Origin of the sequence: Streptomyces sp. HSG2, from assembly GCF_016598575.1 — a bacterium.
Classification (GTDB): domain Bacteria; phylum Actinomycetota; class Actinomycetes; order Streptomycetales; family Streptomycetaceae; genus Streptomyces.
Map to the genome: position 1 here is coordinate 4664535 of NZ_CP066801.1, position 25375 is coordinate 4689909.

The following is a 25375-nucleotide window of genomic DNA, read 5'->3' on the forward strand; positions in this document are numbered from 1 at the left end:
GCCGGACGGGGAGTGGCCGGGGGCGGAGCCGGGGTGAGGCCGGCCGCCGGCGCCCTGGGAGGCCGGCGGCCGGGCGGAGACGATCAGGCGTTGCGCGGCCCGGGAAAGGCGGTCGCCCTCGTCTCCTCACGGAGGGGCGCTCCTGTGGTGGGCGTCGGTTGTGGGGGCATGGCGCGAGCCGCGGGCACGGCGGCCGCGCTCGTGCCGACGCCCACCGTCCTGGCGCCGGGTGTCTCGGGGGCGAGGTCGACAGGCTCGACACCCGCGCTCTGCGCCGCCGACCGCCGGGCGCCGTAGCGCCGGTGGACCGCCTGTTTGGTGACGCCGAGTGCCGAACCGACCGCGTCCCAGGAGAACCCGAGAGAGCGATCGAAGTCCACCGCGTCGGTGACCAGGCTCTCGACGCTGTCCCTGAGCTCCTGGGCGAGACGAACGGTGGGAGCGGGTGCCCGACCGTAGACGACGAATCCCGTCGAGGAGCCGGAGCGGCGCGGGCGGTAGACGTTGCCCAACTGGGCCGTGAGCGTGCGCAGTGCGTCCACCTGCCGGCGGACCCGCTCGATGTCCCGCACCAGGAGGTGAAGGCTGGCCCGGGCGTGGGCGTCGGGGGTTGCGTGGTCGGCCATGAACAAGCCTCTCGAACCGGCGTTGAAAGGAATCGGGTCGCCGGAGCGGCCCGTTGGTCAACTCTTTCTTGACCAACGCGGGACGGCTTCACTGGTCACGGTGTACGGCGCGGCGGCATATGCGCGCGCCGCTTGCCCGGACATCGTGGGAGGGAACCAGGCGCTCGCTCCCCGCCGGCTCGTCGCCCCTCGCGGAACCCCCCGCCGGGAGAGGGGCGCCCCCGTTATGTTTTCTGCGGTTCCGCAATGGGGCCGCCGGCCTCCGGGCCCGGTATGACTGTGTCCCCCTGTCGATGGCATGACCTGGGGGGTGGTGTCGCCGCGGTCCGGGGGTGTTCGTCGGAGACGCTGATCAGAGGTCCGGCCACCGTCCGGTCCGGCGCAATGCCGGGCAGTTCGCGGGCGGCAGGTCTGCATAACGTGGATGCGCGAGCACGACGCCCGAGCCGAGGCCGGCACCGCCAACACCCCCTGGGAAGGGGCACGATGTTCGAGATCGAAGACGTGGGCGTGTTCCTGGGCCTGGACGTCGGCAAGACCGCTCACCACGGCCACGGACTCACCCCGGGCGGGAAGAAGGTCTTCGACAAGCCCCTGCCCAACAGCGAGCCCAGGCTGCGGGCCGTCTTCGACAAGCTGCGCGAGAAGTTCGGCACCGTCCTGGTGATCGTCGATCAGCCCGCCTCGATCGGTGCCCTGCCGCTGACCGTGGCCCGCGATGCCGGCTGCAAGGTCGCCTACCTGCCCGGACTTGCCATGCGCCGGATCGCCGACCTCTACCCGGGCGAGGCCAAGACCGACGCGAAGGACGCCGCCGTGATCGCGGACGCGGCCCGCACCATGCCGCACACCCTGCGCTCCCTGGAACTGACCGACGAGATCACCGCCGAGCTCACGGTCCTCGTGGGTTTCGACCAGGATCTCGCGGCCGAGGCCACCCGCACCAGCAACCGGATACGCGGCCTGCTCACCCAGTTCCACCCCAGCCTCGAACGCGTCCTGGGCCCGCGTCTGGACCACCAGGCCGTGACCTGGCTGCTGGAGCGCTACGGATCCCCGGCCGCCCTGCGCAAGGCAGGCCGCCGCAGACTCGTCGAGCTGATCCGCCCGAAGGCCCCGCGCATGGCCACCCGGCTGATCGACGACGTCTTCGACGCCCTCGACGAACAGACCGTCATCGTCCCCGGCACCGGCACCCTGGACATCGTCATCCCCTCCCTGGCCGCCTCGCTCGCCGCCGTCCACGCCCAGCGCCGGGCGATGGAAGCCCAGATCAACGCCCTGCTGGAGGCTCACCCTCTTTCCCCGGTCCTGACGTCGATGCCCGGCGTCGGCGTCAGGACCGCCGCCGTCCTGCTGGTCACCGTTGGCGACGGCACCAGCTTCCCCACCGCCGCCCACCTCGCCTCCTACGCGGGACTCGCCCCGACAACGAAGTCTTCCGGGACCTCGATCCACGGTGAGCACGCACCCCGAGGCGGAAACCGGCAGCTCAAACGGGCGATGTTCCTGTCCGCCTTCGCCTGCATGAACGCCGACCCGGCCTCCCGCGCCTACTACGACAAGCAACGCGCCCGCGGCAAGACCCACACCCAGGCCCTCCTCCGCCTCGCCCGTCAACGCATCAGCGTCCTGTTCGCCATGCTCCGCGACGGCACCTTCTACGAATCCCGGACACCGACGGACATCGAGCTCGCCGCATAGCTTCAGCAAGCCCGAACCACCCGAAGACAGAGATGCCTTGACGAAAGACATAGAGGCACCCCCCCGGGTCCGCCACGGGCACGAAGTCGCCCCCCGAGCACGGGACGCGGGGCGGGCGGAAGCGCCGCGGTACCGTCGGCCCCGGAGGCCTCTCGGGACACGCCCTAGACTGGTGCGTCGCCCCGTCTCCCCTGTCCGAGAGGCCCTTCCCCGCCATGAAGCTCGTCTTCGCCGGTACCCCCGAGGTGGCCGTGCCCGCCTTGGACGCCCTGATCTCATCCGATCGGCACGAGGTGGCCGCGGTCGTGACCCGCCCGGACGCCCCGGCGGGGCGAGGGCGTCGGTTCGTCGCCTCGCCGGTCGCCGAGCGGGCCGCGGAGGTCGGGATCGAGGTCCTCAAGCCCCGCCGCCCGGGTGACGCCGAGTTCCTCGACCGGCTTCGGGAGATCGGGCCGGACTGCTGCCCGGTCGTCGCCTACGGGGCGCTGTTGCCGCGCGTGGCGCTCGACGTCCCTCCCCGCGGTTGGGTCAACCTGCACTTCTCCCTGCTCCCCGCCTGGCGCGGTGCCGCCCCCGTGCAGCACGCCCTGATGGCGGGTGACGAGATCACCGGTGCCTCGACCTTCCTGATCGAGGAGGGCCTCGACTCCGGGCCCGTCTATGGGACGGTCACCGAGGAGGTCCGCCCCACCGACACCACCGGAGATCTGCTGACCCGTCTGGCCTTCGCCGGAGCCGGGCTGCTCGCCGCCACCATGGACGGCATCGAGGACGGCAGGCTGACCGCGGTGCCCCAGCCGAGCGAGGGCGTCAGCCACGCGCCGAAGGTCGCGCCCGAGGACGCCCGGGTCGACTGGAGCACCCCCGCCCTGCGCGTGGACCGACTGGTCAGGGGCTGCACCCCGGCCCCCGGGGCGTGGACCACCTTCCGGGGCGAGCGGTTGAAGCTCGTCCAGGTGCGGCCGGCGCCGGACCGGACGGATCTCGACCCCGGCCGGCCGGCCGCCGGGAAGCACAGCGTCCATGTCGGGACCGGCTCCCACGCGGTGGAACTGCTCTGGGTCCAGGCTCAGGGGAAGAAGCCGATGCGGGCCGCCGACTGGGCCCGAGGTGTGCGGATCGCCGGTTCGGAGCTGTTGGGCGACTGACGCGCGGCGAGGCCCCGGTCCCAGGACGCGTAGGCTGTGCGGGCCTCTCGTCCCAGATCCGGAGCACCTTTCGTGACTGACCAGCCCCGTCGTCCCCGCAGACCCGCCAAGCCCTACCGCCGTCCGACGAAGGACCCCGTCCGGATCCTCGCCTTCGAGGCGTTGCGGGCCGTGGACGAGCGGGACGCCTACGCCAACCTCGTCCTCCCGCCGCTGTTGCGCAAGGCGCGGGAGAACGCGGGGCCCGAGGGTTTCGACGCCCGGGACGCGGCCCTCGCCACCGAGCTGGTGTACGGAACCCTGCGCCGTCAGGGGACCTACGACGCCGTCGTCGCGGCCTGTGTGGACCGGCCGTTGGGCGAGGTGGACCCGCCCGTGCTCGACGTCCTGGCCCTCGGCGCCCATCAGTTGCTGGGCACGCGCATCCCGACCCACGCGGCCGTGTCCGCTTCGGTCGAGCTGGCCAGGGTGGTCCTCGGCGACGGGCGGGCCAAGTTCGTCAACGCCGTCCTGCGCAAGGTCGCGCGGCACGATCTCGACGCGTGGCTTGAGCGGGTCGCCCCGCCGTATGACGCGGACCCCGAGGACCACCTGGCCGTCGTGCACGCGCATCCGCGGTGGGTGGTCTCCGCCCTGTGGGACTCGCTCGGCGGTGGTCGGGCGGGGATCGAGGAACTCCTCGCCGCCGACAACGAGCGCCCCGAGGTCACCCTTGTCGCCCGGCCCGGCCGGGCCGACCCCGAGGAGTTGCTCGAAGAGCCCGCGGCGGTGCCGGGCCGGTGGTCGCCTTGGGCGGTGCGGCTGACGGAGGGTGGCGAGCCCGGTGCCGTGGAGGCCGTCCGGGAGGGCCGGGCCGGAGTGCAGGACGAGGGCAGCCAACTCGTCGCCCTGGCCTTGGCCGACGCCCCGCTGGACGGCCCGGACAGGCTCTGGCTGGACGGCTGCGCGGGTCCGGGCGGCAAGGCGGCGCTCTTGGGAGCGCTGGCCGCCCGAAGGGGGGCCGCGCTGATCGCCTCGGAGAAGCAGCCGCACCGCGCGGGGCTCGTGGCCCGGTCCCTGGCCGGAAACCCCGGCCCTCACCAGGTGATCGCCGCCGACGCGACCCGTCCCGCGTGGCGGCCCGGCACCTTCGACCGGGTGTTGGTCGACGTCCCCTGCACCGGACTCGGCGCGCTGCGACGCCGCCCCGAGGCCCGCTGGCGGCGTCGCCCGGACGATCTGGACGCGTTCGCTCCGCTGCAGCGCGCGCTGCTCGCCGGAGCCCTGGAGTCCGTCCGGGTCGGCGGCGTCGTCGGCTATGCCACCTGCTCCCCGCACCTCGCGGAGACCCGGGCCGTCGTCTCCGACGTGCTGCGACGGCATCCGGACGCCGAGCTCCTCGACGCCCGGGCGTCGCTGCCCGAGATGCCGCACCTGGGCGAGGGTCCGGACGTCCAGCTCTGGCCCCACCTGCACGGTACGGACGCCATGTACCTGGCGCTCATCCGTCGCACGGGGTGAGGCCCCCGGCGCTCCGTCGCCACCGGGGGCCGGGCAAGCGGTCGGCTCGCGGACGCGGTCCGCCTCGTCGCGGACCCCGGGCGGCAGGGAGGCGACGCCCGGATTCCGGCGAGAGGCGCGCGGTGTGGTGCCGGTGACCCGCCGGCTCCCCGCGCATGGCACGCTTGGACCATGCCCGCGCAGATCAGCCCCAGCATCCTGTCCGCCGACTTCGCCCGCCTCGCCGACGAGGCCGAGGCGGTGGAAGGGGCCGACTGGCTCCACGTCGACGTGATGGACAACCACTTCGTGCCCAACCTCACGCTCGGCGTGCCGGTCGTCGAGTCCCTCGCGCGGGCCACGGACATCCCGCTGGACTGCCACCTGATGATCGATGCCCCCGACCGCTGGGCGCCGCGCTACGTCGAGGCGGGGGCCGGTTCGGTCACCTTCCACGTGGAGGCGGCCACCGCCCCGGTGCGGCTCGCCCGCGAGATCCGGGCGAAGGGCGCTCGGGCCTCGATGGCCCTTCGACCGGCCACGCCGATCGAACCGTACGAGGACCTCCTCCCCGAACTCGACATGCTGTTGATCATGACGGTCGAGCCTGGCTTCGGGGGACAGGCGTTCCTCGACATCATGCTGCCCAAAATCCGCCGGACGCGTGACCTGATCGACAAGCACGGTCTGGAGCTGTGGCTTCAAGTGGACGGCGGGGTCTCGGAGACCACCATCGAACGCTGCGCGGAAGCGGGCGCCGACGTCTTCGTGGCGGGTTCCGCGGTGTACGGCGCCGCGGAACCCGCCCGTGCGGTGAGTGCCCTGCGTGAGCGGGCCGAGAGGGCGATGGCCGAGACCTCCCGCGTGTGCGGCCACCGAGAGGCGAGAACGTGAACGAGAACCGTCCGGGCTGAGCACGGGCACCGGATCTGCGAGGATGAGCGGCGAATCCGGATTGTGAACGACGCAGTGTGTGAACAGCAGTGAGGAGAACGCCGTGTCGGGTATGTCGGCGGGCCGGTCGGCCATGCGGATGGGGCCCGCCGAGTTGGTGCAGGCGGCGGCCATGGCGCGTCGCTTCTACCTGGAGGGCAAATCCAAGATCCAGATCGCCGAGGAGTTCGGCGTGAGCCGCTTCAAGGTGGCCCGGGTCCTGGAGACGGCCCTGGAGCGGGACTTGGTCCGCATCGAGATCCGCGTGCCGGCCGAACTGGACGCCGAACGCTCGGACGCGCTGCGGGCGCGCTACGGCCTGAGGCACGCCGTCGTCGTGGAGTCCCCGGCGGACGCCGAGGAAACCCCCGACCCGGAGAACCTGGGCGAGGTGGCCGCCGATCTGCTCGGAGAACTGGTCGACGAGGGGGATGTGCTGGGCCTTGCCTGGGGCCGGTCCACCATCCACATGGCCGCCGCCCTCAACCGGCTCCCGCCCTGCACCGTGGTGCAACTGACCGGGGTGTACGACGCCGGCACGGCCGAACGCGGCTCCGTGGAGGCGGTGCGCCGCGCCGCACAGGTGTCCGGTGGCGACGCCCACCCCATCTACGCGCCGATGCTGCTGCCGGACGCCGCCACCGCCGCCGCGCTCCGTCACCAGACGGGCATCGCGCGGGCCTTCGAGTACTTCGACAAGGTCACCGTGGCCTGTGTGTCCATCGGCTCTTGGGAACCGGGAATCTCCACGGTCCACGACATGCTCAGCGACCGGGAGCGCGCCCACTACGCCTCGCTCGGCGTCGCCGCCGAGATGTCCGCCCACCTCTTCGACAGCGACGGACGCCGGGTGGGCCGGGACCTGCAGGAGCGGTGCATCACCGTCAAGGCGGACCAACTGCGCAGGATTCCCGAGGTCGTCGCCATAGCGGGTGGGCAGCGCAAGGCACCCGCCATCGACGCCGTGCTGCGCTCCGGACTCGTCACCAGCCTGGTGACCGACACCTCGGCGGCCGACTACCTCCTGGCCGCGGGCCCGGCCCCCAGACCGGCGCGGGGGCGCACGGACCCGGACACCGCCTGAGCCTCCAGGGAAGGGGACACGCCCACCGGTACGCCCCGGTCGAGCCCGCGCCCATTCGGAGGACCGGCCGAACCTCGCCCCCGGCGGTCGGTCGATCCTCCGAGGCCGCCCCGCTCCCGGGGCGTGGGAGAATGAGGTACGTGCTCTTTCCCCCTGGCTGACCTGTCCGGGGGCCGCCGATGATCGACTGGGATGTGCAGCACGTGCGTTTCCTCAATGACCTCCAGCCCTCGTACGACCTGACGTACGACGACGTCTTCATGGTGCCGAGCCGTTCCGCCGTGGGCTCGCGACAGGGCGTGGACCTGGCCTCGCCCGACGGCACGGGCACCACCATCCCGCTGGTGGTGGCCAACATGACCGCGGTGGCCGGACGCCGCATGGCGGAGACGGTCGCCCGGCGCGGCGGACTGGTGGTGATCCCCCAGGACATCCCCATCGAGGTCGTCGCCGAGGTGGTCTCCTGGGTCAAGGGCCGCCATCATGTCCTCGACACCCCGATCGTGCTCGCTCCCCACCAGACCGTCGCGGACGCGCTGGCCCTGCTGCCCAAGCGGGCGCACAACGCCGGCGTGGTGGTGGACGAGCGACACCGGCCCGTCGGCGTGGTCACCGACGCCGACCTCACCGGGGTGGACCGCTTCACCCAGCTCGACGTGGTGATGTCCAAGGACCTGCTGCTCATCGACGCCGGTCTCGATCCGCGTGAGGCGTTCAACACCCTGGACAACGCCAACCGGCGCTACGCCCCGGCCGTCGCCGAGGACGGCACCCTGGCGGGCATCCTCACCCGCAAGGGTGCCCTGCGCGCCACGCTGTACCGGCCCGCCACCGACGCCCGGGGGAGGCTGCGGATCGCCGCCGCCGTCGGGATCAACGGCGACGTCGCGGGCAAGGCCCGACAACTCCTCGACGCCGGGGTCGACGCGCTCGTCATCGACACCGCCCACGGCCACCAGGAATCCATGGTCGGCGCGGTGCGGCGCGTCCGTGCCCTCGACCCGGAGGTGCCGGTGGTGGCGGGCAACGTCGTGGCCGCCGCGGGCGTCCGCGACCTGATCGAGGCCGGGGCCGACATCGTCAAGGTGGGCGTCGGCCCGGGGGCCATGTGCACCACCCGGATGATGACCGGTGTCGGCCGACCCCAGTTCTCCGCCGTCCTGGAGTGCGCGGCCGAGGCGCGCAAGCACGGCAAGCACGTCTGGGCCGACGGTGGAATCCGGCACCCCCGCGACGTGGCGATGGCGTTGGCCGCGGGTGCCTCCAACGTGATGGTCGGCTCCTGGTTCGCCGGTACCTTCGAGTCCCCGGGCGACCTGCAGCAGGACGCCGACGGGCGTCTGTACAAGGAGTCGTTCGGCATGGCCTCCGCCCGCGCGGTGCGCAACCGCACCTCGGAGGAGTCGGCGTACGACCGTGCTCGCAAGGCGCTCTTCGAGGAGGGCATCTCCACCTCGCGGATGTACCTCGACCCGGTCCGCCCCGGGGTGGAGGACCTCATCGACGCGATCATCGCGGGTGTCCGCTCCTCCTGCACCTACGCCGGTGCCGGGTCCCTCGCGGAGTTCGCCGAGAAGGCCGTCGTCGGCGTCCAGAGCGCCGCCGGCTACGCGGAGGGCAAGCCGCTCCACTCCAGTTGGAACTGACGACCCGAGCGCGCCCGCACGGTCGCCCGGCCGAGGGAGGCGCGCCCCCGCCGTCGCCGGTCCGGCGTTCCGGGCGGGCGTCGCCGACGTGGTCTACTGCGGGGGTCGCCGCGGCCGCGTGACCGCCGTCCCGAGACCGCCCCTTCAGAAGCGAAGTGACCATCCGCCCGTGCTGAACGAACTCGACGCGCGCATCGTGCGCGCCCTCGCCGAGGACGCCCGCCGCTCCTACGCGACCATCGGAAGCATGGTCGGCCTCTCCGCGCCGGCGGTGAAGAGACGCGTGGACCGGCTCCGTGCAACCGGGGCCATCACCGGATTCACGGTGCGAGTCGACCCGGCGGCTCTCGGCTGGGAGACGGAGGGACTCGTCGAGATCTTCTGCCGTCGCAGCACGTCCCCCGAGACGATCAGGCGGGGCCTGGAGCGCTACCAGGAGGTCGTCTCGGCCTCCACGGTGACCGGCGAGGCGGACGCCGTCGCCCAGGTCATCGCCTCGGACATGCGCCACTTCGAGCGAGTGCTGGAGCGGATCGCGGGGGAGTCCTTCGTGGAGCGCACCAGGTCCGTACTGGTCCTCTCCCCGCTGTTGCGCCGGTTCACCTCGGCGTGACCCAACGGCGCCGCGAAGCCGCTCGGCCCACCACCGCCGGGCGGTCCGCCACCACGAGGACGGGGAGGGCACGGCGCGCGTCCGCCCCTCGCCGTCGCACCCCTGGCCCGGTGGGCCGGAGTCCGCGCGCGAAGGCCGCTCCCGAGACGGCGTATCCGCCGCACGCCCCCGCACGCCCTCCCGGAGTCGGGAGCGGGGCCGCCGCCGGTGCCGCCGAGAAGTCCCTTTCCCCTCCGGCCCCCTCCTCCTAGGATGGGGCGCATGAACTGGCGACATTGACCCACCAGTAGAGCCACCCGAGGGCCACCCCGGGCCCCCTGAGCCCGGTGTCCGCGTCCAGCTCTCGGGAAGGCCTCATGACCCTCTCCACCGAGCGCGCCTCGATGCCCGCCGCTTCTCTCCGGCGGCTGACGCGCGTTCTCCACGTCTACGTGTTCTGCGGGGAGTTCGTCCTCCTCTACCCCCTCTACGCCCTGTTCTTCCAGGACACCGGACTGTCCGTCTGGCAGATCAGCAGCTTGTTCGCCCTGTGGTCCGGCACCGTCGTGGTCCTGGAGGTGCCGTCCGGCGTGTGGGCCGACGCCGTCTCCCGGCGCGCCTCGCTGGTGCTCGGTCCCCTGTCGACGGCCGCCGGATTCGCCTCGTGGGTGCTGGTGCCCTCCTACGGTGCCTTCGCCCTCGGCTTCGTGCTGTGGGGCGTGGGCGGGGCCCTGTGCTCGGGTGCGCTGCAGGCTCTCGTCCACGACGAACTGGACCACGCGGGCGCGGCCGACCGGTACGCCCGCGTGATGGGGCGTGCCCGTTCGGTCGGTCTGATGGCCGTGATGGCCGCCATGGCCTTGGCCGGCCCCGTCTTCTCCTGGGGCGGCTACCCGGCGGTCGGGGCCGCGAGCGTACTGGTCTGTCTCGTCGGAGCCGCTGTCGCCACGTTGTTCCCGGAGCACCGGCGTCCGTCCCCCGAGGCCGCGCGAGGCTGGGTCGGACCCCTGCGCGCCGGGTTCGCCGAGGCCCGCTCCGACCGGTCGGTCCGGGCCGCGCTGCTGTTGGTGCCGGCGGTCGGGGCGATCTGGGGAGCCCTGGACGAGTACACCCCGCTGCTGGCCGGCGAGACCGGCGTGGCGCACGCGGACGTCCCCTGGGTGCTGCTGGTGGTCTGGGCCGGAGCCGCGGTCGGAGGCCTGCTGGCCGGATCGGCCGAACGGATGGGTCCGAAGGGGCTGGCGGGGCTGTTGGTCGGGTCGGCCCTCGCCCTCGCCGCCGGCGGAGCGGCGGGCACCCCGGGCGCGCTGGTGCTGGTCGCCGTGGCGTTCGGTGGCTTCCAACTGGCGGAGGTGCTCGCCGACGCCCGTCTGCAGAGCCGGATCGAGGACACCGGGCGCGCCACCCTCACCTCGGTGGCGGGGCTCGGCACCCAGGTGGCCACGCTGGCCGTCTTCGCCGCGTACGCGGCGACGGCCGCGACGACCGGGCACGGCTCGGCGTTCGCCTGGGCGGCCCTGCCCTACCTGCTGGTGGCGATGTTGCCGGTCGTCGACGCGCGGAGGGACGGGCCCGGTCGGGTCGGTCCGGACCGTTCCGCACCCTGACGCCGAGGCGGGTGCCGGTTCCCGGCGGCAGCCGAGGCGGGAAGCCCGAGGGGCACGCAACGAATCGCCGTTCCCATCCTGTCTCGCGCAACGAACCACGCCAAAGAGCGCAACGGCGGCTTCTTGTCGCCGGCGGAATCGCCACCGTAGCGTCTATCCGGCCCCGCCCCACCAGCCCCTTCCGAGGATCCCCATGCGCACCGCCCTGCTCCAGCACTCCGGCCGCCCCGGCTCGCCCGTCGAGAACCTCTCGGTCCTCGACGAGGCGGCCGGCCGGGCCGCCGAGGCGGGGGCGAGGTTGCTCGTCACCTCGGAGTTGTTCCTGTCCGGCTACGCGATCGGCGCGGAGCTGGCCCGGCTGGCCGAGCCCGTGCGGGGTCCCTCGGCCGAGGCCGTCGCGGAGATCGCCGCGCGTCGCGGTCTGGCCATCGCCTACGGATGCCCGGAGCGGGCCGGGGCGAGGGTCTTCAACACCGTGCAGCTCATCTCCGCCGAGGGCGATCGGCTGGCCGGGTACCGCAAGACGCACCTGTTCGGCGCGTACGAGCGGGAGCACTTCGCCCCGGGGCGAAGTGCGGTGGTCCAGGCTTCGCTCCACGGCCTGACCGTCGGCCTGTTGGTCTGCTACGACGTGGAGTTCCCCGAAGTCGTGCGCGCCCACGCGCTCGCCGGCACCGATCTGCTGGTCGTGCCGACGGCACAGGCCCACCCGTTCGAGTTCGTCGCCGAGCAGCTTGTGCCGGTGCGCGCCTTCGAGAGCCAGATGTACGTCGCGTACGTCAACCGAGTGGGCCGGGAGGGCGCGCACGAGTTCGTGGGGCTGTCCGTGCTCGCCGGGCCGGACGGCCTGGCCCGGGCCCGCGCGGGACGGTCCGAGGAGCTGATCGTCGCCGACGCCGATCCGGCGATCCTCGCCGCCTCCCGCGCGGCCAACCCGTATCTGGTCGACCGCCGGCCCGGCCTGTACGGATCCCTCGCCTGACCGGCCGACCGCCGGTCCGCACCACCCGCACCACCGTTCGCGCAAGGAGTCCTCGCCCCATGACGTCCACCGTGCCCAACGCCGTCGAGCAGCCCGCCGGGGCGCAGCCGCCCATCACCATGTTCGGGCCGGACTTTCCCTACGGCTACGACGACTTCCTCGCGCATCCGGCGGGGTTGGGCCAGGTCCCCGCGACCGAGCACGGCACGGAGGTGGCCGTCGTCGGAGGGGGGCTGTCCGGTGTGGTGGCCGCCTACGAGTTGATGAAGATGGGGCTGAGGCCCGTGGTGTACGAGGCCGATCGGATCGGCGGACGGCTGCGCACCGTGGGCTTCGACGGCTGTGACGAGACCTTGACCGCCGAGCTCGGCGCGATGCGATTCCCGCCGTCCTCGACCGCCCTGCGGCACTACGTCGACCTCGTGGGGCTTCGCACGGAGCCGTTTCCCAACCCCCTGGCCGACGCCACCCCGTCCACGGTGGTCGACCTCAAGGGGGAGACCCACTACGCCGAGACCATCGCCGATCTGCCCCAGGTCTACCGGGACGTGGCGGACGCGTGGAACCGCTGTCTCGAGGAGGGCGCCGACTTCTCCGACATGAACCGCGCCATGCGCGAACGCGACGTCCCGCGCATCCGCGAGATATGGTCGCGCCTGGTCCGTGAGTTGGACGACCAGACCTTCTACGGCTTCCTGTGCGACTCCGAGGCCTTCCGCTCATTCCGGCACCGGGAGATCTTCGGCCAGGTCGGTTTCGGCACGGGCGGCTGGGACACGGACTTCCCCAACTCCATCCTGGAGATCCTCAGGGTCGTCTACAGCGAGGCCGACGATCATCATCAGGGCATCGTGGGGGGCTCGCAGCAGCTGCCGCTGCGGCTCTGGGAGCGGGAGCCGGGGAAGATCGTCCACTGGCCACAGGGCACCTCCCTCGCCTCTCTGCACCAGGGCGGCGAACCACGCCCCGCGGTCACCCGGCTGCGCCGCGTCGAGGGCGACCGCGTCGCGGTGACCGACGCCGCCGGCGACACCCGGACCTACCGTGCCGCGATCTTCACCGCCCAGTCGTGGATGCTGCTGTCCAAGATCGCATGTGACGACGCGCTCTTCCCCATCGACCACTGGACCGCCATCGAGCGCACCCACTACATGGAGAGTTCGAAGCTCTTCGTCCCCGTCGACCGGCCGTTCTGGCTGGACAAGGACGCGCGCACCGGGCGGGACAGGATGTCGATGACCCTCACCGATCGGATGACCCGAGGCACCTACCTGCTCGACAACGGTCCGGACCGACCCGCCGTGATCTGTCTCTCCTACACCTGGTGCGACGACAGCCTGAAGTGGCTGCCGCTCTCAGCCGAAGAGCGCATGGAGGTCATGCTCGCGTCGCTCGGCGAGATCTATCCCGGGGTGGACATCCGTCGGCACGTCATCGGGGATCCGGTGACGGTCTCCTGGGAGAACGAGCCGTACTTCATGGGGGCGTTCAAGGCGAACCTGCCCGGACACTACCGCTACCAGCGGCGGTTGTTCACCCACTTCATGCAGGACCGCCTGCCGGCGGACAAGCGAGGGCTGTTCCTGGCCGGCGACGACATCTCCTGGACCGCCGGGTGGGCGGAGGGTGCCGTGCAGACGGCGCTCAACGCCGTATGGGGCGTCATGCACCATCTGGGCGGTGCCACCGACGCCGCCAATCCCGGCCCCGGGGACGTGTACGACGCCATCGCGCCGCTCGAACTCCCCGAGGACTGAGGAGGTCTCCGCCCCGGCCGGACGGCTCACGCCCGGTGCGCGCCGAGGGCCTGCCCGACACGCGGTCGCGAGTGGGCGCCGTCGAGGCCGTCCGGCAAGGGGGTGAGCAGCAGCCGGGTCGCCAGCCCGACCCCCGCGTCCAGCCTGGCGGCGAAGTCCCGCGCCACCTCGGGCCGGCGGTCGAGCGACCACAGAGCCCGGGCCGAGGCCCAGGCCGTCTCCCGCGCCCGGTCGAGCCGCCAGGCGTCCAGGAGGTGCGCCAGGGGATCGGTGACACGGAGCACCTCCGGGCCCGGTACCAACTCGTCGTGGACCCGCTCCTCCAGCACCGTGAGCAGGTCGCCCACCCGATCGAAGTCGTCCTCCATGTCCGCAGGTTCGCAGTCGAGGGTACGGCAGGCGTCCACGACGGCGAGCGTGAGATCGTGGCCGACGTGCGCGTTGATCGCGGCGAGCGCGAACTGCGCGGGGCGTACTCCGGCGTGCCGGCGGAGCCGCAGGAGGGGTCGCCACGCGGCCGGCGGCACGTGGCCGGCGTCCATGGTGCCCACGGCGCCGAGGTAGCGGGCCGCCAGCCGCTCCACCAGCACGATCGTGGCCCGGACCTGCGGAAACCCGCCGCCGGTCGGCTTCGCGGCGACCGCCTCCGCCACCGTCAGGTAGACACGGTTGAAGACGGCGACCCCGTCCCGTGGAGGGAGGGCGGAGTCGAGTTCCCGCATCCGGCCCCGGGCGGAAACCATCGGACCGACCGCGGTGGTGAGTTGCTCGCACTGGGCCATGACGGCAGCGTGGCAGCCCTAGGGTGGCGCGAGTGCCGGCGGGCCCGGTGCTTCCCCGGAACGAGGGAACGTGCCCGCCGTGTGGGAGAGGGGGAAGGGACATGTCGGACCTCCGCGCTCGGCGCGGACGGGTCATCGGGCGGGACGCGATGGTCGCCGCCGCGTCGATCGTGGTCGCCGTGGCCACGGCGACCGGGGTGCTCGCCTCGCCGAGAGAGGGCGGGGGAGGCGACGGGGTCGACCCCGAGGCCGCTCGGTCGTCGCCGACGGTGATCGCCGACGAGCGGCCTCCGGCGCCGAACCCGGTGCGGCCGGTCTCCCGTCACACCGAACCCTCGTCGGCGCCGTCCGCGGCGCCCCGCCCGGCCACACCCTTCACGCCTCCCGACCCTCCCGCGAGCGGCCGGGAACCGGCGGAGGCGGAGGAGACGCCGAAAACCGCGGGGCTGTACCGTCACCCCGATTCCCGGGTTCTCGACTGGGTTCGGGAGAACCCGGACGACCCGCGGCTTCCCAGGATCGTCTCCGAGATTGCCGACCGACCCGCGGCCGTGTGGTTCGCCGACTACACGCCGGACACCATCACCGAGCGGGTGCGGGCGGTGACCTCGGGCGGGGAGGCCGAGGGACGAGTGCCGGTCGTCGTGCCCTACGCCATCCCGGACCGGGACTGCGGCGGCCACTCGCTCGGCGGCGCCCCCGATCTCGCGGCCTACGACGACTGGATCGACCTGTTCGCCGCCGGCCTGGGAAGCGCCGAGGTCATCGTGGTACTGGAGCCCGACGCCGTCGCCCAGGCCGAGTGCCTGACCCAGGTGGCGCGTGACGGACGGTTCGCCTCCCTGGCCCGTGCCGGACGCGTGTTCAAGGAGGCCAATCCCCGGGCCAGGGTCTACTTCGACGCCGGTCACTCCGGTTGGCACGCGCCGGACGTCCAGGCCGCCTGGCTTCGGGGGGCCGGCGCGGCCTCACCCGAAGCCTCCGACGGTGTCTTCACCAACGTGTCCAACTTCCACACCACCGCGGACGAGGTGGGATACGCCCGGGAGGTGTTGGAGGCGCTCGGCGGTCCCGAGTCGCTGGGAGCGGTGGTGGACACCAGCCGCAACGGCAACGGGCCCCCGGCGGACGGTGCCTGGTGCGATCCCGAGGGGCGTGCCCTTGGTCGCCCCCCGACGCTGACCACCGGCGAGGATCGTGTGGACGCCTACCTGTGGATCAAGCTGCCGGGCGAGTCCGACGGGTGCCTGGCCAGGCCCGGCACGTTCAGCCCGGAGTACGCCAGCGAGCTGGCGGGCTGACTCGGGCGTCCCGTTGGCCCCGAGCGATCCGACGGCCCGGAGGGGTGAAGGATGTGATCCACCCCACATCCTTCACCCGCATGGCCTCCTGTCGAGCGTGGCAGACTGGCCCCGTACCAGAAGCAGCGCACTCCGGGGTCGGTGAAAGTCCGAGCCGGCGGTTACAGTCCGCGACCCGGCCGCTTCCAGCGGCCGGTTGACCAGGTGGAATTCCTGGACCGACGGTGAAAGTCCGGATGGGAGGCAGTGCGCGGCGGGCGGGCCTCCGTGCGCGCCGCCGTACCGTCCGTCCACGGGTCGTACCCGGGGCCGGTCTAGGTCCGGTGCCGCTTCGAGGGGTTCCCGACCGCTTCATACGTCGCTCGTCGACATCCCCGGAGTCCGCGCCCGATGAGGCAGGAGGGCCCGGGCAGTGTTCACCGGAATCGTCGAAGAGCTGGGCGAGGTAGCCGCCGTCGAGATCCTCCGCGACGCCCGCCGCTTTCGACTGCGCGGCGCCATCGTCACCGAGGGTGTGAGCCACGGCGACTCCATCGCCGTCAACGGCGTGTGCCTCACGGTCGTCGCACACGAGGGCGACGAGTTCACCGCCGACGTCATGGCGGAGACCCTTGACCGCTCCGGCCTGGGTTCCCTGTCGGTCGGCTCCCCGGTCAACCTGGAGCGGCCCACCGCCGTCGGCGACCGCCTCGGCGGACACATCGTGCAGGGCCATGTGGACGGGACGGGCCGAGTCGTGGAGCGCACGCCGTCCGACCACTGGGAGATCGTCAGGATCTCGCTCCCCGCCACCCTGGCCCGCTACGTCGTGGAGAAGGGCTCCGTGGCCGTCGACGGCGTCAGCCTGACCGTCGTCGACGTCGGGGCCGACTTCTTCACCGTCAGTCTGATCCCCACGACGCTGGAGCTGACCACGCTCGGCGCCAAGCGGATCGGCGACCCGGTCAACCTGGAGGTGGACGTGGTCGCCAAGTACGTCGAGCGCCTCATGTCCCTTCCCGCCGCGGAGAACCACCGGTGAACTGGCTCAACGCGGAGGCGTTCACTGTTCTCGACCAGCACATCAAGTGGTCGGACATGATCGGCAACGTCATCGGGCTGACGGCCCTGGCCCTGGGATGGCGCCGCTCGATCTGGACGTGGCCGGCGCAGTTCGTCTCCGGTCTCGTCCTGTTCGCGGCCTTCGCGACCGCCCACCTCTCCGGCAGCGCGGGCAAGCAGATCGTCGTCATGGTGGTCGCCTGTTACGGCTTCCACCAGTGGACCCGCGGCCGGCGGCGGGAGCGGGACGGCTCGATCGCCGTACGCTTCGCCACCTGGCGGGAGCGAGGGGTCCTGGCGGGGTCGGCGCTCGCCGGCACGCTGGTCGTGGGCGGACTGTTCACCGCCTTCCCCACCCTGTCCTGGGACCCCTGGCCGGACGCCTATCTCTTCGTCGGGACCGTGGTCGCCATGTACGCCCAGGCGCGTGGCATGGTCGAGTTCTGGCTCGCGTGGTTGCTCGTCGACCTGGTCGGTGTCCCGTTGAACTTCGCCAACGGATTCGCCTTTTCCGGTTTCGTCTACATCGTCTACGGCGCGCTCGTCCTGTGGGGTCTGCGCGACTGGTGGCTGCGCTCGCGCGGGGCCGCGCCGACCGTCCCGGAAGGAACCCCCGCATGACCGTGGCAACCGTCCTCAGCCCTCCCGCGGAAACCGAGGATCTCGCGCTGGACCCCGTCGAACGCGCGGTGGCGGACATCGCCGCGGGGCGCCCCGTCGTCGTCGTCGACGACGAGGGGCGGGAGAACGAGGGGGATCTCGTCGTGGCCGCCGAGCTGGTCACCGAGGAGATCGTCGCCTTCATGATGAGCGAGTGCCGCGGCCTGATCTGCGCGCCCATGGAGGGCGACGAACTGGACCGACTGCGGCTCCCGCAGATGGTCCGGGACAACACCGAGGCCCTGCGCACCGCGTTCACCGTCTCGGTGGACGCGTCCGGCGCGCACGGGGTGACCACCGGCATCTCCGCCGCCGACCGGGCCAGGACGCTCCGACTGCTCGCCGGCGGCACGGCGACGCCCGGCGACCTGGTCCGGCCGGGGCACGTCTTTCCCCTGCGCGCGCGCCCCGGCGGGGTCCTGGCCCGCGACGGCCACACCGAGGCCGCCGTGGACCTCGCCCGGATGGCGGGGCTGCGGCCCGCGGGGGCCATCGTGGAGATCGCCGGGGAGGACGGGCGCATGCTGCGGCTCCCCGAGCTCGTCCCGTTCGCCCGGAAGCACCATCTGACGATCATCTCCATCGAGGACCTGATCGCCTATCGGAGGCGGGCCGAGCCGTCGGTGCGGCGTGAGGTGTCGGTCCCCCTGCCCACCCGGCACGGGGCCTTCACGGCGCACGGCTACCTCTCCGCCGACGGCGTCGAGCACGTCGCCCTGGTCCACGGGGACCTCGGCGACGGCGCGGACGTCCTGGTCCGCCTGCACTCGGAGTGCCTGACCGGTGACGTCTTCGGTTCCCTGCGCTGCGACTGCGGCCCCCAACTGGACGCGGCCATGGACCGCGTCCGCGCCGAGGGTCGCGGAGTGGTCGTCTATCTGCGGGGCCACGAGGGCCGGGGCATCGGACTGATGTCCAAGCTGCGCGCCTACGAACTCCAGGAGCGGGGCCGCGACACCCTCGACGCCAACCTGGAACTCGGCCTGCCCGCCGACGCCCGCGACTACCGCGCGGGCGCGGAGATCCTGGCGGATCTGGGGGTGAGCGGGGTGCGACTGATGACCAACAACCCGGAGAAGGCCGACGCCCTCGCACGACACGGCATCCGCCCGGTCCGCCGCGAGCCGATGCCCGTCCAGGCCGGCGAGCACAACCTGCGGTACCTGCGCACCAAGCGCGATCGGATGGGGCACGACCTGCCCTGGCTCGACACCCCGGTGGGGTCCGGCCACCGGGAGGAGTAGCCGAGCGGGACCCGACAAGACAGACGAGACAGACGAGACACGAGGAGAGAACATGAGTGGCAAGGGCGCGCCCGAGCTGTTCGTCAGCGGAGTGGGGGACCTCAGGGTGGCCGTCGTCGCGGCGCGGTGGCACGAGAAGGTGATGGACGGACTCGTCGACGGCGCGCTCCGTGCTCTGCGCGATCTGGGCATCGACGAGCCCACCTTGCTGCGGGTCCCCGGGAGCTGGGAGCTTCCGGTCGTGGCCAAGGCCCTGGCCGATCGGGGCTACGACGCGATCGTCGCGCTCGGGGTCGTCGTGCGCGGTGGGACTCCCCATTTCGAGTACGTGTGCCAAGGTGTCACGGAGGGACTGACCCGGGTGTCGGTCGACACCGGGGTCCCGGTCGGGTTCGGGGTGCTCACGTGCGACACCGAGGACCAGGCCGTGGACCGGGCGGGTCTGCCGGGGTCGGCCGAGGACAAGGGGCACGAGGCGGTCACCGCCGCCGTGGCCACGGCGGCCACCCTCCGGTCGCTCTCGGAACCCTGGCGCTGAGCACCCGGGCGAAGCGCGTAGGGTTGGGGTCACCATGTCCAAGAAGACGTTCGAGGAGCTGTTCAGCGAGCTCCAGCACAAGGCCGCACACGGTGACCCCGCCACCTCCCGCACCGCCGAGCTGGTGGACAGTGGGGTTCACGCCATCGGCAAGAAGGTCGTCGAGGAGGCCGCGGAGGTCTGGATGGCCGCCGAGTACGAGGCCAAGGAGGCCACGGCCGAGGAGATCTCCCAGCTGCTCTACCACGTCCAGGTGATGATGGTGGCCCGAGGCATCACCCTCGACGACGTGTACGCCCACCTCTAGACCACACCTCGTGCAGAACCCTCTCACGCAAAGGAAGCCGACTCCATGCTGCGCATCGCCGTCCCCAACAAGGGTTCACTCGCCGGCCCTGCGGCGGAGATGCTCCACGAGGCCGGCTACCAGCAGCGCCGCGAGTCGAAGGAACTGCGCGTCGTCGATCCGGTGAACGAGGTCGAGTTCTTCTATCTCCGCCCTCGGGACATCGCGATCTACGTCTCCTCCGGCCGGCTGGACATCGGCGTCACCGGACGGGACCTGCTGGTCGACTCCGGCGCCGAGGCCGAGGAGATCCTCCCGCTGGGCTTCGCCAGGTCCACCTTCCGCTTCGCGGCCAAGCCGGGAGCGGCGCGCGACCTCTCGGACCTGGCGGGCAACACCGTCGCCACCTCCTACGAGGGCATCGTGGCCAGGCACCTTGCCGACCGGGGGATCGACGCGTCCGTCGTCCACCTCGACGGGGCCGTCGAGACCGCCGTCGAACTGGGTGTGGCCCAGGTCATCGCCGACGTCGTGGAGACGGGCACCTCGCTGCGCAACGCCGGGCTGGAGGTCTTCGGCGATCCCATCATGACCTCGGAGGCCATCGTCGTCCGCCGTGTCGGCGCGGATCCGGCGGAAGCCAAGGTGCAGCAGTTCCTGCGCCGTCTCCAAGGCGTCCTGGTGGCCCGGACGTACGTGATGATGGACTACGACTGCCGGGTGGAGCAGTTGGAGAAGGCGGTCTCCCTCACCCCGGGGCTGGAGTCGCCGACCGTCTCGCCGCTGCACAACGAGGGCTGGGTCGCGGTGCGGGCCATGGTCCCCTCCAAGGAGGCCCAACAGATCATGGACGGCCTCTACCAGATCGGTGCTCGCGCCATCCTGACCACGGCCATCCACGCCTGCCGTCTCTGACCGCCCCACCGGGGCGCCGCGGCGGACCCGAGACGAGAGGTGGACCGCGTGACGTCCGACCCGCCCGCATTGCCCGTCACCTTCCGGCCGGGCCGGACCCGTGCCGTGCTGTACTCTGCCGCCGTCGCCTGTTTCGCGGCCATCACCGCGGTCGCCCTGCTGTTGGAGCGGCTCGGCCCCGGGGAGCGGCTGAGCTTCGTGGCGACCGCCCTGCTGCTGGACGCGGTGCTCGTCGTGCTCGCGCGCCCCAAGGTGGTGGCGGAGGAGTCGGGCGTCACCGTGGTCAATCTCGTGAGCGTTCGCCGGTTGGAGTGGGCCGAGATCGTCCGGGTCAACCTCCGGCAGGGTGACCCGTGGGTGTTCCTGGACCTGAGCGACGGGACGAGCCTGCCGGTACTCGGCATCCAGCCGGGTATCGCCAGGGAACGGGCCGTCGCCGACGCCCGGGCCCTGAGGGCGCTGGTCGAAGCGCGCTCCGTCCCCGGCCCCGATCCACGGCAGGCCTGACCGGCCGGCGGCCCGGTGCGCGGGGCGGGCCGGCCGGAGCGGCGGGCATCCGGTGCCCGCTCACTCCGGAGCCGTCCCCGGCCCACGCCCGGAGAGGACCTCGCCGTACGCCTGGATAAGATCGGGAAGCCGGAGCGTGGCCAGGTCCTCACGGGTGGGCGTGTCCGGACAACAGGACAGTCGCAGGTCCCGGTAGGCGCAGCTCTTCTCGTACAGCGTGCGCAGGAAGCGGCCGTTGCCCAACTCGTCGATCCAGCCCTGCTCGACGACGTGACCGGCGATCGAGAGCAACTCCTGTCGGGCCTCCTCGTCCCAGGAGTCACCGTGTTCCGCGGCGAGCACCTCGCCGATCTCCGTCAGTTCCCCCGGGCGGTAGGACGGGAAGTCCACCCGGGTGGTGAAGCGGGACGACAGTCCGGGGTTGGCGGCCAGCAGTCGGTCCATGCCCTCGGGGTGGCCGGCGAGTATCACCACCAGGTGGTCGCGGTTGTCCTCCGCGCGCTTGAGCAGCACCTGAAGGGCCTCGTCGCCGTAGGCGTCGCCCCTGCCGTAGCCGGAGTTCGACAGGGAGTAGGCCTCGTCGACGAAGAGGACCCCACCGAGCGCCGAGTCGATCAACTCGTTGGCCTTCACCGCGGTCTGGCCCAGGTACTCGCCCACCAGGTCCGCTCGCTGGGCCTCCACCAGGTGGTCGCCGCCGAGAAGTCCGAGTGCGTAGAAGACCCGGCCGAGTATGCGCGCGACGGTGGTCTTCCCGGTGCCCGAGGGACCGGAGAAGACGAAGTGGCGCTTTGGCGGCTGCACCGGCAGGCCCTGATCGGCTCGCAGCCGGGCCATCCCCAACTGAGCCGAGAGGGCCTTCACCTGGCGCTTCACCGGCTCCAACCCCACCATGCGTTCGAGTTCGGCCAGCGCCTCCTCCAGGAGCAGTGGGTCGGCGGGCTCGGTCGGCGGTTCGGAGTCCCGCGCCACCGGCCCGTATCGGGCCGACCTTCCCGAGGTCGCCACCGTCGTGGTGGGCGCCGGTGGGTCCGGCGGCCGCAGGTCCCGTGCCTCGGTGCCGAACAGGGGGTCGAGCGTGTCCGGGAGGCAGTCCCGCTCCTCCTGTTCCACCTCGGCCAAGGCGAGCGTCACCAGATCACCGGCCTCCTCGTGGCCGTCGGCCTCGTGGATCGCGGCGAGTCGCGCCGAGGTGTCCATGAAGGCCGGATCGACGCGGTGCACCGCCCGGTACAGGGGCAGAGCGGCGGCGCTGCGGCCGGTCCCCTCGTGGGCCCGCGCCAACCAGTAGCGCAACTCCTTGCGTTGCGGCTGCTCGCTCCGACAGCGCATCAGCGCCGCCGACAGCAGAGGCTCGGCCTGGCCGTACATCTCCATGCGCACGCGGGCCATGCCGCCGAACAGGCCGGCCTCGACGCCCAGCACGGGATCCCCGAGAAGGGGGTCGGTGTGCCGGACGAGCCGGTCCCAGTCCTTCACCAGGTAGGCACGGCAGGCGTGCAGGAAGCGCACCTGAGGGTCGCCGTCGACCGGCGGGAGGCCGGCCAGGGCGCGGTCCAGTTCCGCCACGTGGCGCCCGTCCAGCCAGTGGGACGCGTACGCCAACGCCAGGTCCCGCGGGCGTTCGAGGACCGGCTGTACCCACCAACCCAACCAGTACCAGGAGTTGAGGGTGCGCCGGTGGCGTGCCCGCTGCTCGCCGAAGCGGTCCCGATGCCGGAACATCCGCAGCAGCGCGGTCGTGGTGTCCACCCGCAACGCGTGCAGCCCCAGCCAGCCGTCGGCCATCCCCGGGTCCACCCGCACGGCGGTCCGGAATTCCTCCTCGGCCTGCGGGTACGCGCCCAGGGTGTAGGCGTCCACACCGCGCAGCCAGGCGAGGTCGGCCGGGGCGGGCGGGCTCTGCGTGCCGAAGTCCATCAGGTCCCCCCACAAAGCGTGCCCCCGTCGGTGGTCCGACGGGTCCGACCCGCCGGTGTCCTCGATCCAACCGCGCCGGCGCGGACCGGAGTTGCCGGGTGCGCGCGGTGCTCCCCCCGGTCGCACCGAGGGCATCGTACCCGCGTGGGCGACCGCCCGAAGGAGATGGCGGCCCGCCGCTGGGCGGATCGGAGGCCGCCAGGGAGCGCGAAGCGACTTCACGGACAGTGAGTGAGTGGGGCGCCCATGGGGCAGAGCGAAGCCCCCGATCACGGGGGAACAATCGGGGGCTTCGCGTCAGGGGGCGACCCGAAGGTCGCGCATGCAGAACGTAGGACCTGGACTGCCTTGGGGTCAAGCGGAGTTGGGGGCGAGGCGATGAGAAATCGAAGATCCCCGCAGTAGCGGCGCCATGCCTCCGAATGATCACCCTCTGTGACGATCGCTCCATGAGCGAGGCCGGGCCCCGGGTCCGTCCAGCAACCGATACCCCTCGCGCCCCGGCCGAACCAGCAGATCCGCGAAGGGGCGCGAGGGATCTTCGGCGAAGTGCTCCCGCTCGGCGGGCTCCCAACGGTCCCAGAACTCGCGCTGGGCATCGCCGTCCCGCGCCCGGCCTCGGGCCCACGCCTGAGAGGCCGACAGATCCATCCACAGCGAAGCCGCCAGGAGCGGCCGCAGCGCGCGCCGACCCGCCCCGACCCCCTCGATCAGCACGACCGGAGCGGGCGGCAACTCGCGTGGAGGCCCGAACCGACGCGACGCCCAGTCGTAGGCGGAGTAGACGGCCGTCTCGCCCCGGGCCAGCGGCTCCAGGACCCGCCGGGACAGGCGATCGGTCCAGTCGAAGAGCCGGTCGTGGTCGGCGATGTCGTCCAGACACAGGACCGGGGGGCCGCCGAGTCGCTCGGCCAGCAGGCGCGTGAACGTGGACTTGCCCGAGCCCGCGTGCCCGTCCACCCCGATCAGTCGGACGGGCCCGCAGGTCGGCGGCAGGTCGCGGAGCCTGGTGGTGAGTGGAGGAATGGGTGCTCCCGGAGGCGACGAGGGTCGGGGGACCGCGCCACCGTAGTGGCTGTCGGCGCCCGTGGCGAGCCCGGGGCGGGTGGATGGTCCACCCAGGTTGTCCCGGCGTGACGCGGGTCGGGACGCTGGCCGAGGACCGGGGTGGCGGCGATAGTGGCCCCAGCACGCGAGATCCCGGCCACGACCGGGCCATTCGGGAGGCGACCCACCATGAGCAGAGGCCGACCACCGTCCCGCCGTTCCGTACTGTTCGCCGTGGCCGCCACGGCCGCGGCCGGCGGCTCCGTCGCCTCGGCGTCCCCCGGAGCGTCCGCCGCCCGGCCGGGCCCAGGACGCCGAGTGGACTTCCTGAGCTGGTCCTCGACCGCCGACTGGAGCTCGGGGACGGCCCAGGGCGTTCGCGTCGACCGCGGCCGTGATCCCGCGATCGCCCTGAGCTCTCCCCTCGGCGTCCGACGCCACCGCGATCCGCACACCGGCACCACCGAGCCGTGGGAGTACGGCGTCTGGACGTCGACGGAGCGCCCTCTCGCGGTGCCGGCGACCGAGATCATCGCCTCCTGGAACGCGCACACCCCGGCGGGCACGTGGATCCAGGTCGACCTGTCCGCCACGTACGCCGACGGGACCCGCACGCCCTGGTACGTCATGGGCCGCTGGGCCGCGGGTGACGAGGACATCCGCCGCCACTCGGTCGACGGGCAGGGCGACGGCAGGAGCACCGTCCACACAGACGTCCTGGCCATGGACGACACGGCGACCGGATCCCGTCTGACCGCCGTCCGCCTGCGGGTGCTCCTGCACCGCCGTCCCGGGACCGCCGCGACGCCCCTCCTGTGGCGGCTGGGCGCGGCAGGCTCCGATGTGCCCGACCGTTTCACCGTCCCGCCCTCCCCGCCCGCGGGCGCCTCGGAACTGGCCGTCCCGCGCTATTCGCAGGAGATCCACCGGGGTCGGTACCCCGAGTACGACGACGGGGGCGAGGCCTGGTGCAGCCCCGCCTCCTCGCAGATGGTCGTCGAGTACTGGGGCGGTCGAGTCGACGAGGAGGCCCTGTCCTGGGTCGACCCGACCTACACCGATCCCCAGGTCTGCCACGCCGCCCGGCACACCTACGACCACCAGTACGGCGGCTGTGGCAACTGGCCCTTCAACGCCGCCTACGCGGCCGGGTTTCCCGGTCTGCGCGCCGTGGTGACCAGGCTGGAGTCGCTGGCCGACCTCGAACGGCTGGTCGCCGCGGGCATCCCGGTGATCACGTCACAGTCCTTCTCGGCCGAGGAGCTGACCGGTGCGGGGTACGGCACGTCGGGCCACCTGATGGTGGTGGTCGGATTCACCCGTGACGGCGACGTGATCGCGAACGATCCGGCCGCGCCGACCAACGTCGAGGTCCGCCGTGTCTACCGTCGCCGCGAGTGGGAGAACGTCTGGCTGCGCACCAGGCGACGGGACGCCGCCGGACGCGTGCTGTCCGGGACGGGAGGGGTGTGCTACCTCTACTTCCCGACGGACCCCGGTCCGCGCCGGACCCTCGCGCTCGCGGCGGTGGGCGTCCACTGAGGAAGTCGGGTCACCACGCCGGCTCGGCCGGGGA

The 25375-nt window shown here is 72.4% G+C and carries 23 protein-coding genes and 1 riboswitch; of the genes, 19 read left to right on the forward strand and 4 right to left on the reverse strand.

Annotated elements, in window-relative coordinates; genetic code table 11:
* Positions 1-83: 83 nt before the first annotated feature.
* On the reverse strand, positions 84-626 hold the full coding sequence (locus tag JEK78_RS20310; RefSeq protein WP_200261606.1) for a hypothetical protein: 543 nt from the start codon (positions 624-626) through the stop codon (positions 84-86).
* A 486-nt stretch (positions 627-1112) separates the two neighbouring features.
* Here JEK78_RS20310 and JEK78_RS20315 point away from each other — a divergent pair, with 486 nt between their 5' ends.
* The 10 genes from JEK78_RS20315 to JEK78_RS20360 all read left to right on the forward strand — a co-directional run bounded on the left by JEK78_RS20315 (position 1113) and on the right by JEK78_RS20360 (position 13558).
* Positions 1113-2330, forward strand: a complete 1218-nt coding sequence (locus JEK78_RS20315) for an IS110 family transposase (RefSeq protein ID WP_200261607.1) — start codon at positions 1113-1115, stop codon at positions 2328-2330.
* Between the two features lie 215 nt (positions 2331-2545).
* Entirely contained in the window at positions 2546-3478 is a 933-nt protein-coding gene (gene fmt, locus JEK78_RS20320) for a methionyl-tRNA formyltransferase (protein WP_200261608.1), read from the forward strand.
* Positions 3479-3550: 72 nt separating this feature from the next.
* Complete coding sequence (locus JEK78_RS20325; protein ID WP_200261609.1) at positions 3551-4978, forward strand: transcription antitermination factor NusB; 1428 nt, start codon at positions 3551-3553, stop codon at positions 4976-4978.
* A gap of 171 nt (positions 4979-5149) precedes the next feature.
* Positions 5150-5851, forward strand: coding sequence for a ribulose-phosphate 3-epimerase (gene rpe, locus JEK78_RS20330; protein WP_200261610.1), 702 nt, complete (start codon positions 5150-5152; stop codon positions 5849-5851).
* Positions 5852-5930: 79 nt separating this feature from the next.
* Positions 5931-6974: a sugar-binding domain-containing protein gene (locus JEK78_RS20335; RefSeq protein ID WP_200261611.1), complete on the forward strand. Its 1044-nt coding sequence runs from the start codon at positions 5931-5933 to the stop codon at positions 6972-6974.
* Between the two features lie 203 nt (positions 6975-7177).
* Entirely contained in the window at positions 7178-8620 is a 1443-nt protein-coding gene (locus tag JEK78_RS20340) for a GuaB1 family IMP dehydrogenase-related protein (protein WP_200264275.1), read from the forward strand.
* Positions 8621-8789: 169 nt separating this feature from the next.
* Positions 8790-9233, forward strand: coding sequence for an Lrp/AsnC family transcriptional regulator (locus tag JEK78_RS20345; RefSeq protein WP_200261612.1), 444 nt, complete (start codon positions 8790-8792; stop codon positions 9231-9233).
* 356 nt (positions 9234-9589) lie between these two features.
* Positions 9590-10819 (forward strand): MFS transporter, encoded by a 1230-nt coding sequence (locus tag JEK78_RS20350; protein ID WP_200261613.1) that lies wholly within the window; start codon positions 9590-9592, stop codon positions 10817-10819.
* Positions 10820-11012: 193 nt separating this feature from the next.
* Complete coding sequence (locus tag JEK78_RS20355) at positions 11013-11801, forward strand: carbon-nitrogen hydrolase family protein (RefSeq protein ID WP_200261614.1); 789 nt, start codon at positions 11013-11015, stop codon at positions 11799-11801.
* Positions 11802-11860: 59 nt separating this feature from the next.
* A complete protein-coding gene (locus JEK78_RS20360) occupies positions 11861-13558 on the forward strand; it encodes an NAD(P)/FAD-dependent oxidoreductase (protein ID WP_200261615.1) in 1698 nt (565 codons plus the stop codon).
* A 26-nt stretch (positions 13559-13584) separates the two neighbouring features.
* Here the strand turns inward: JEK78_RS20360 and JEK78_RS20365 are convergent, their stop codons facing one another.
* The gene (locus JEK78_RS20365; RefSeq protein ID WP_242483152.1) at positions 13585-14340 is read right to left on the reverse strand and encodes a DUF5995 family protein; all 756 of its coding nucleotides are present in this window, start codon (positions 14338-14340) and stop codon (positions 13585-13587) included.
* A 149-nt stretch (positions 14341-14489) separates the two neighbouring features.
* Here JEK78_RS20365 and JEK78_RS20370 point away from each other — a divergent pair, with 149 nt between their 5' ends.
* The 8 genes from JEK78_RS20370 to JEK78_RS20405 all read left to right on the forward strand — a co-directional run bounded on the left by JEK78_RS20370 (position 14490) and on the right by JEK78_RS20405 (position 20832).
* Positions 14490-15641, forward strand: coding sequence for a glycoside hydrolase family 6 protein (locus JEK78_RS20370; RefSeq protein WP_200264276.1), 1152 nt, complete (start codon positions 14490-14492; stop codon positions 15639-15641).
* Positions 15642-15764: 123 nt separating this feature from the next.
* Positions 15765-15895, forward strand: a riboswitch (FMN riboswitch).
* Between the two features lie 158 nt (positions 15896-16053).
* Positions 16054-16662: a riboflavin synthase gene (locus tag JEK78_RS20375; protein ID WP_200261616.1), complete on the forward strand. Its 609-nt coding sequence runs from the start codon at positions 16054-16056 to the stop codon at positions 16660-16662.
* Positions 16659-17303, forward strand: a complete 645-nt coding sequence (locus JEK78_RS20380) for a nicotinamide mononucleotide transporter family protein (RefSeq protein ID WP_200261617.1) — start codon at positions 16659-16661, stop codon at positions 17301-17303. Before JEK78_RS20375 ends, JEK78_RS20380 begins: the two co-directional genes overlap by 4 nt.
* Positions 17300-18586, forward strand: a complete 1287-nt coding sequence (locus JEK78_RS20385; RefSeq protein ID WP_200261618.1) for a bifunctional 3,4-dihydroxy-2-butanone-4-phosphate synthase/GTP cyclohydrolase II — start codon at positions 17300-17302, stop codon at positions 18584-18586. Before JEK78_RS20380 ends, JEK78_RS20385 begins: the two co-directional genes overlap by 4 nt.
* Before the next feature lie 52 nt (positions 18587-18638).
* On the forward strand, positions 18639-19124 hold the full coding sequence (gene ribH, locus JEK78_RS20390) for a 6,7-dimethyl-8-ribityllumazine synthase (protein WP_200261619.1): 486 nt from the start codon (positions 18639-18641) through the stop codon (positions 19122-19124).
* Positions 19125-19158: 34 nt separating this feature from the next.
* A complete protein-coding gene (locus JEK78_RS20395; protein ID WP_200261620.1) occupies positions 19159-19431 on the forward strand; it encodes a phosphoribosyl-ATP diphosphatase in 273 nt (90 codons plus the stop codon).
* A gap of 45 nt (positions 19432-19476) precedes the next feature.
* A complete protein-coding gene (hisG, locus tag JEK78_RS20400; protein WP_200261621.1) occupies positions 19477-20325 on the forward strand; it encodes an ATP phosphoribosyltransferase in 849 nt (282 codons plus the stop codon).
* A gap of 48 nt (positions 20326-20373) precedes the next feature.
* Positions 20374-20832, forward strand: coding sequence for a PH domain-containing protein (locus tag JEK78_RS20405; protein ID WP_200261622.1), 459 nt, complete (start codon positions 20374-20376; stop codon positions 20830-20832).
* Between the two features lie 60 nt (positions 20833-20892).
* Here the strand turns inward: JEK78_RS20405 and JEK78_RS20410 are convergent, their stop codons facing one another.
* Together JEK78_RS20410 and JEK78_RS20415 are read right to left on the reverse strand one after the other, a co-directional pair.
* Positions 20893-22752, reverse strand: coding sequence for an AAA family ATPase (locus JEK78_RS20410; RefSeq protein ID WP_200261623.1), 1860 nt, complete (start codon positions 22750-22752; stop codon positions 20893-20895).
* A 426-nt stretch (positions 22753-23178) separates the two neighbouring features.
* Entirely contained in the window at positions 23179-23778 is a 600-nt protein-coding gene (locus tag JEK78_RS20415; protein WP_200264277.1) for a hypothetical protein, read from the reverse strand.
* Between the two features lie 210 nt (positions 23779-23988).
* Between JEK78_RS20415 and JEK78_RS20420 the strand changes: the two genes are divergently transcribed.
* Complete coding sequence (locus JEK78_RS20420; protein ID WP_200261624.1) at positions 23989-25341, forward strand: peptidase C39 family protein; 1353 nt, start codon at positions 23989-23991, stop codon at positions 25339-25341.
* Positions 25342-25375 lie beyond the last annotated feature (34 nt).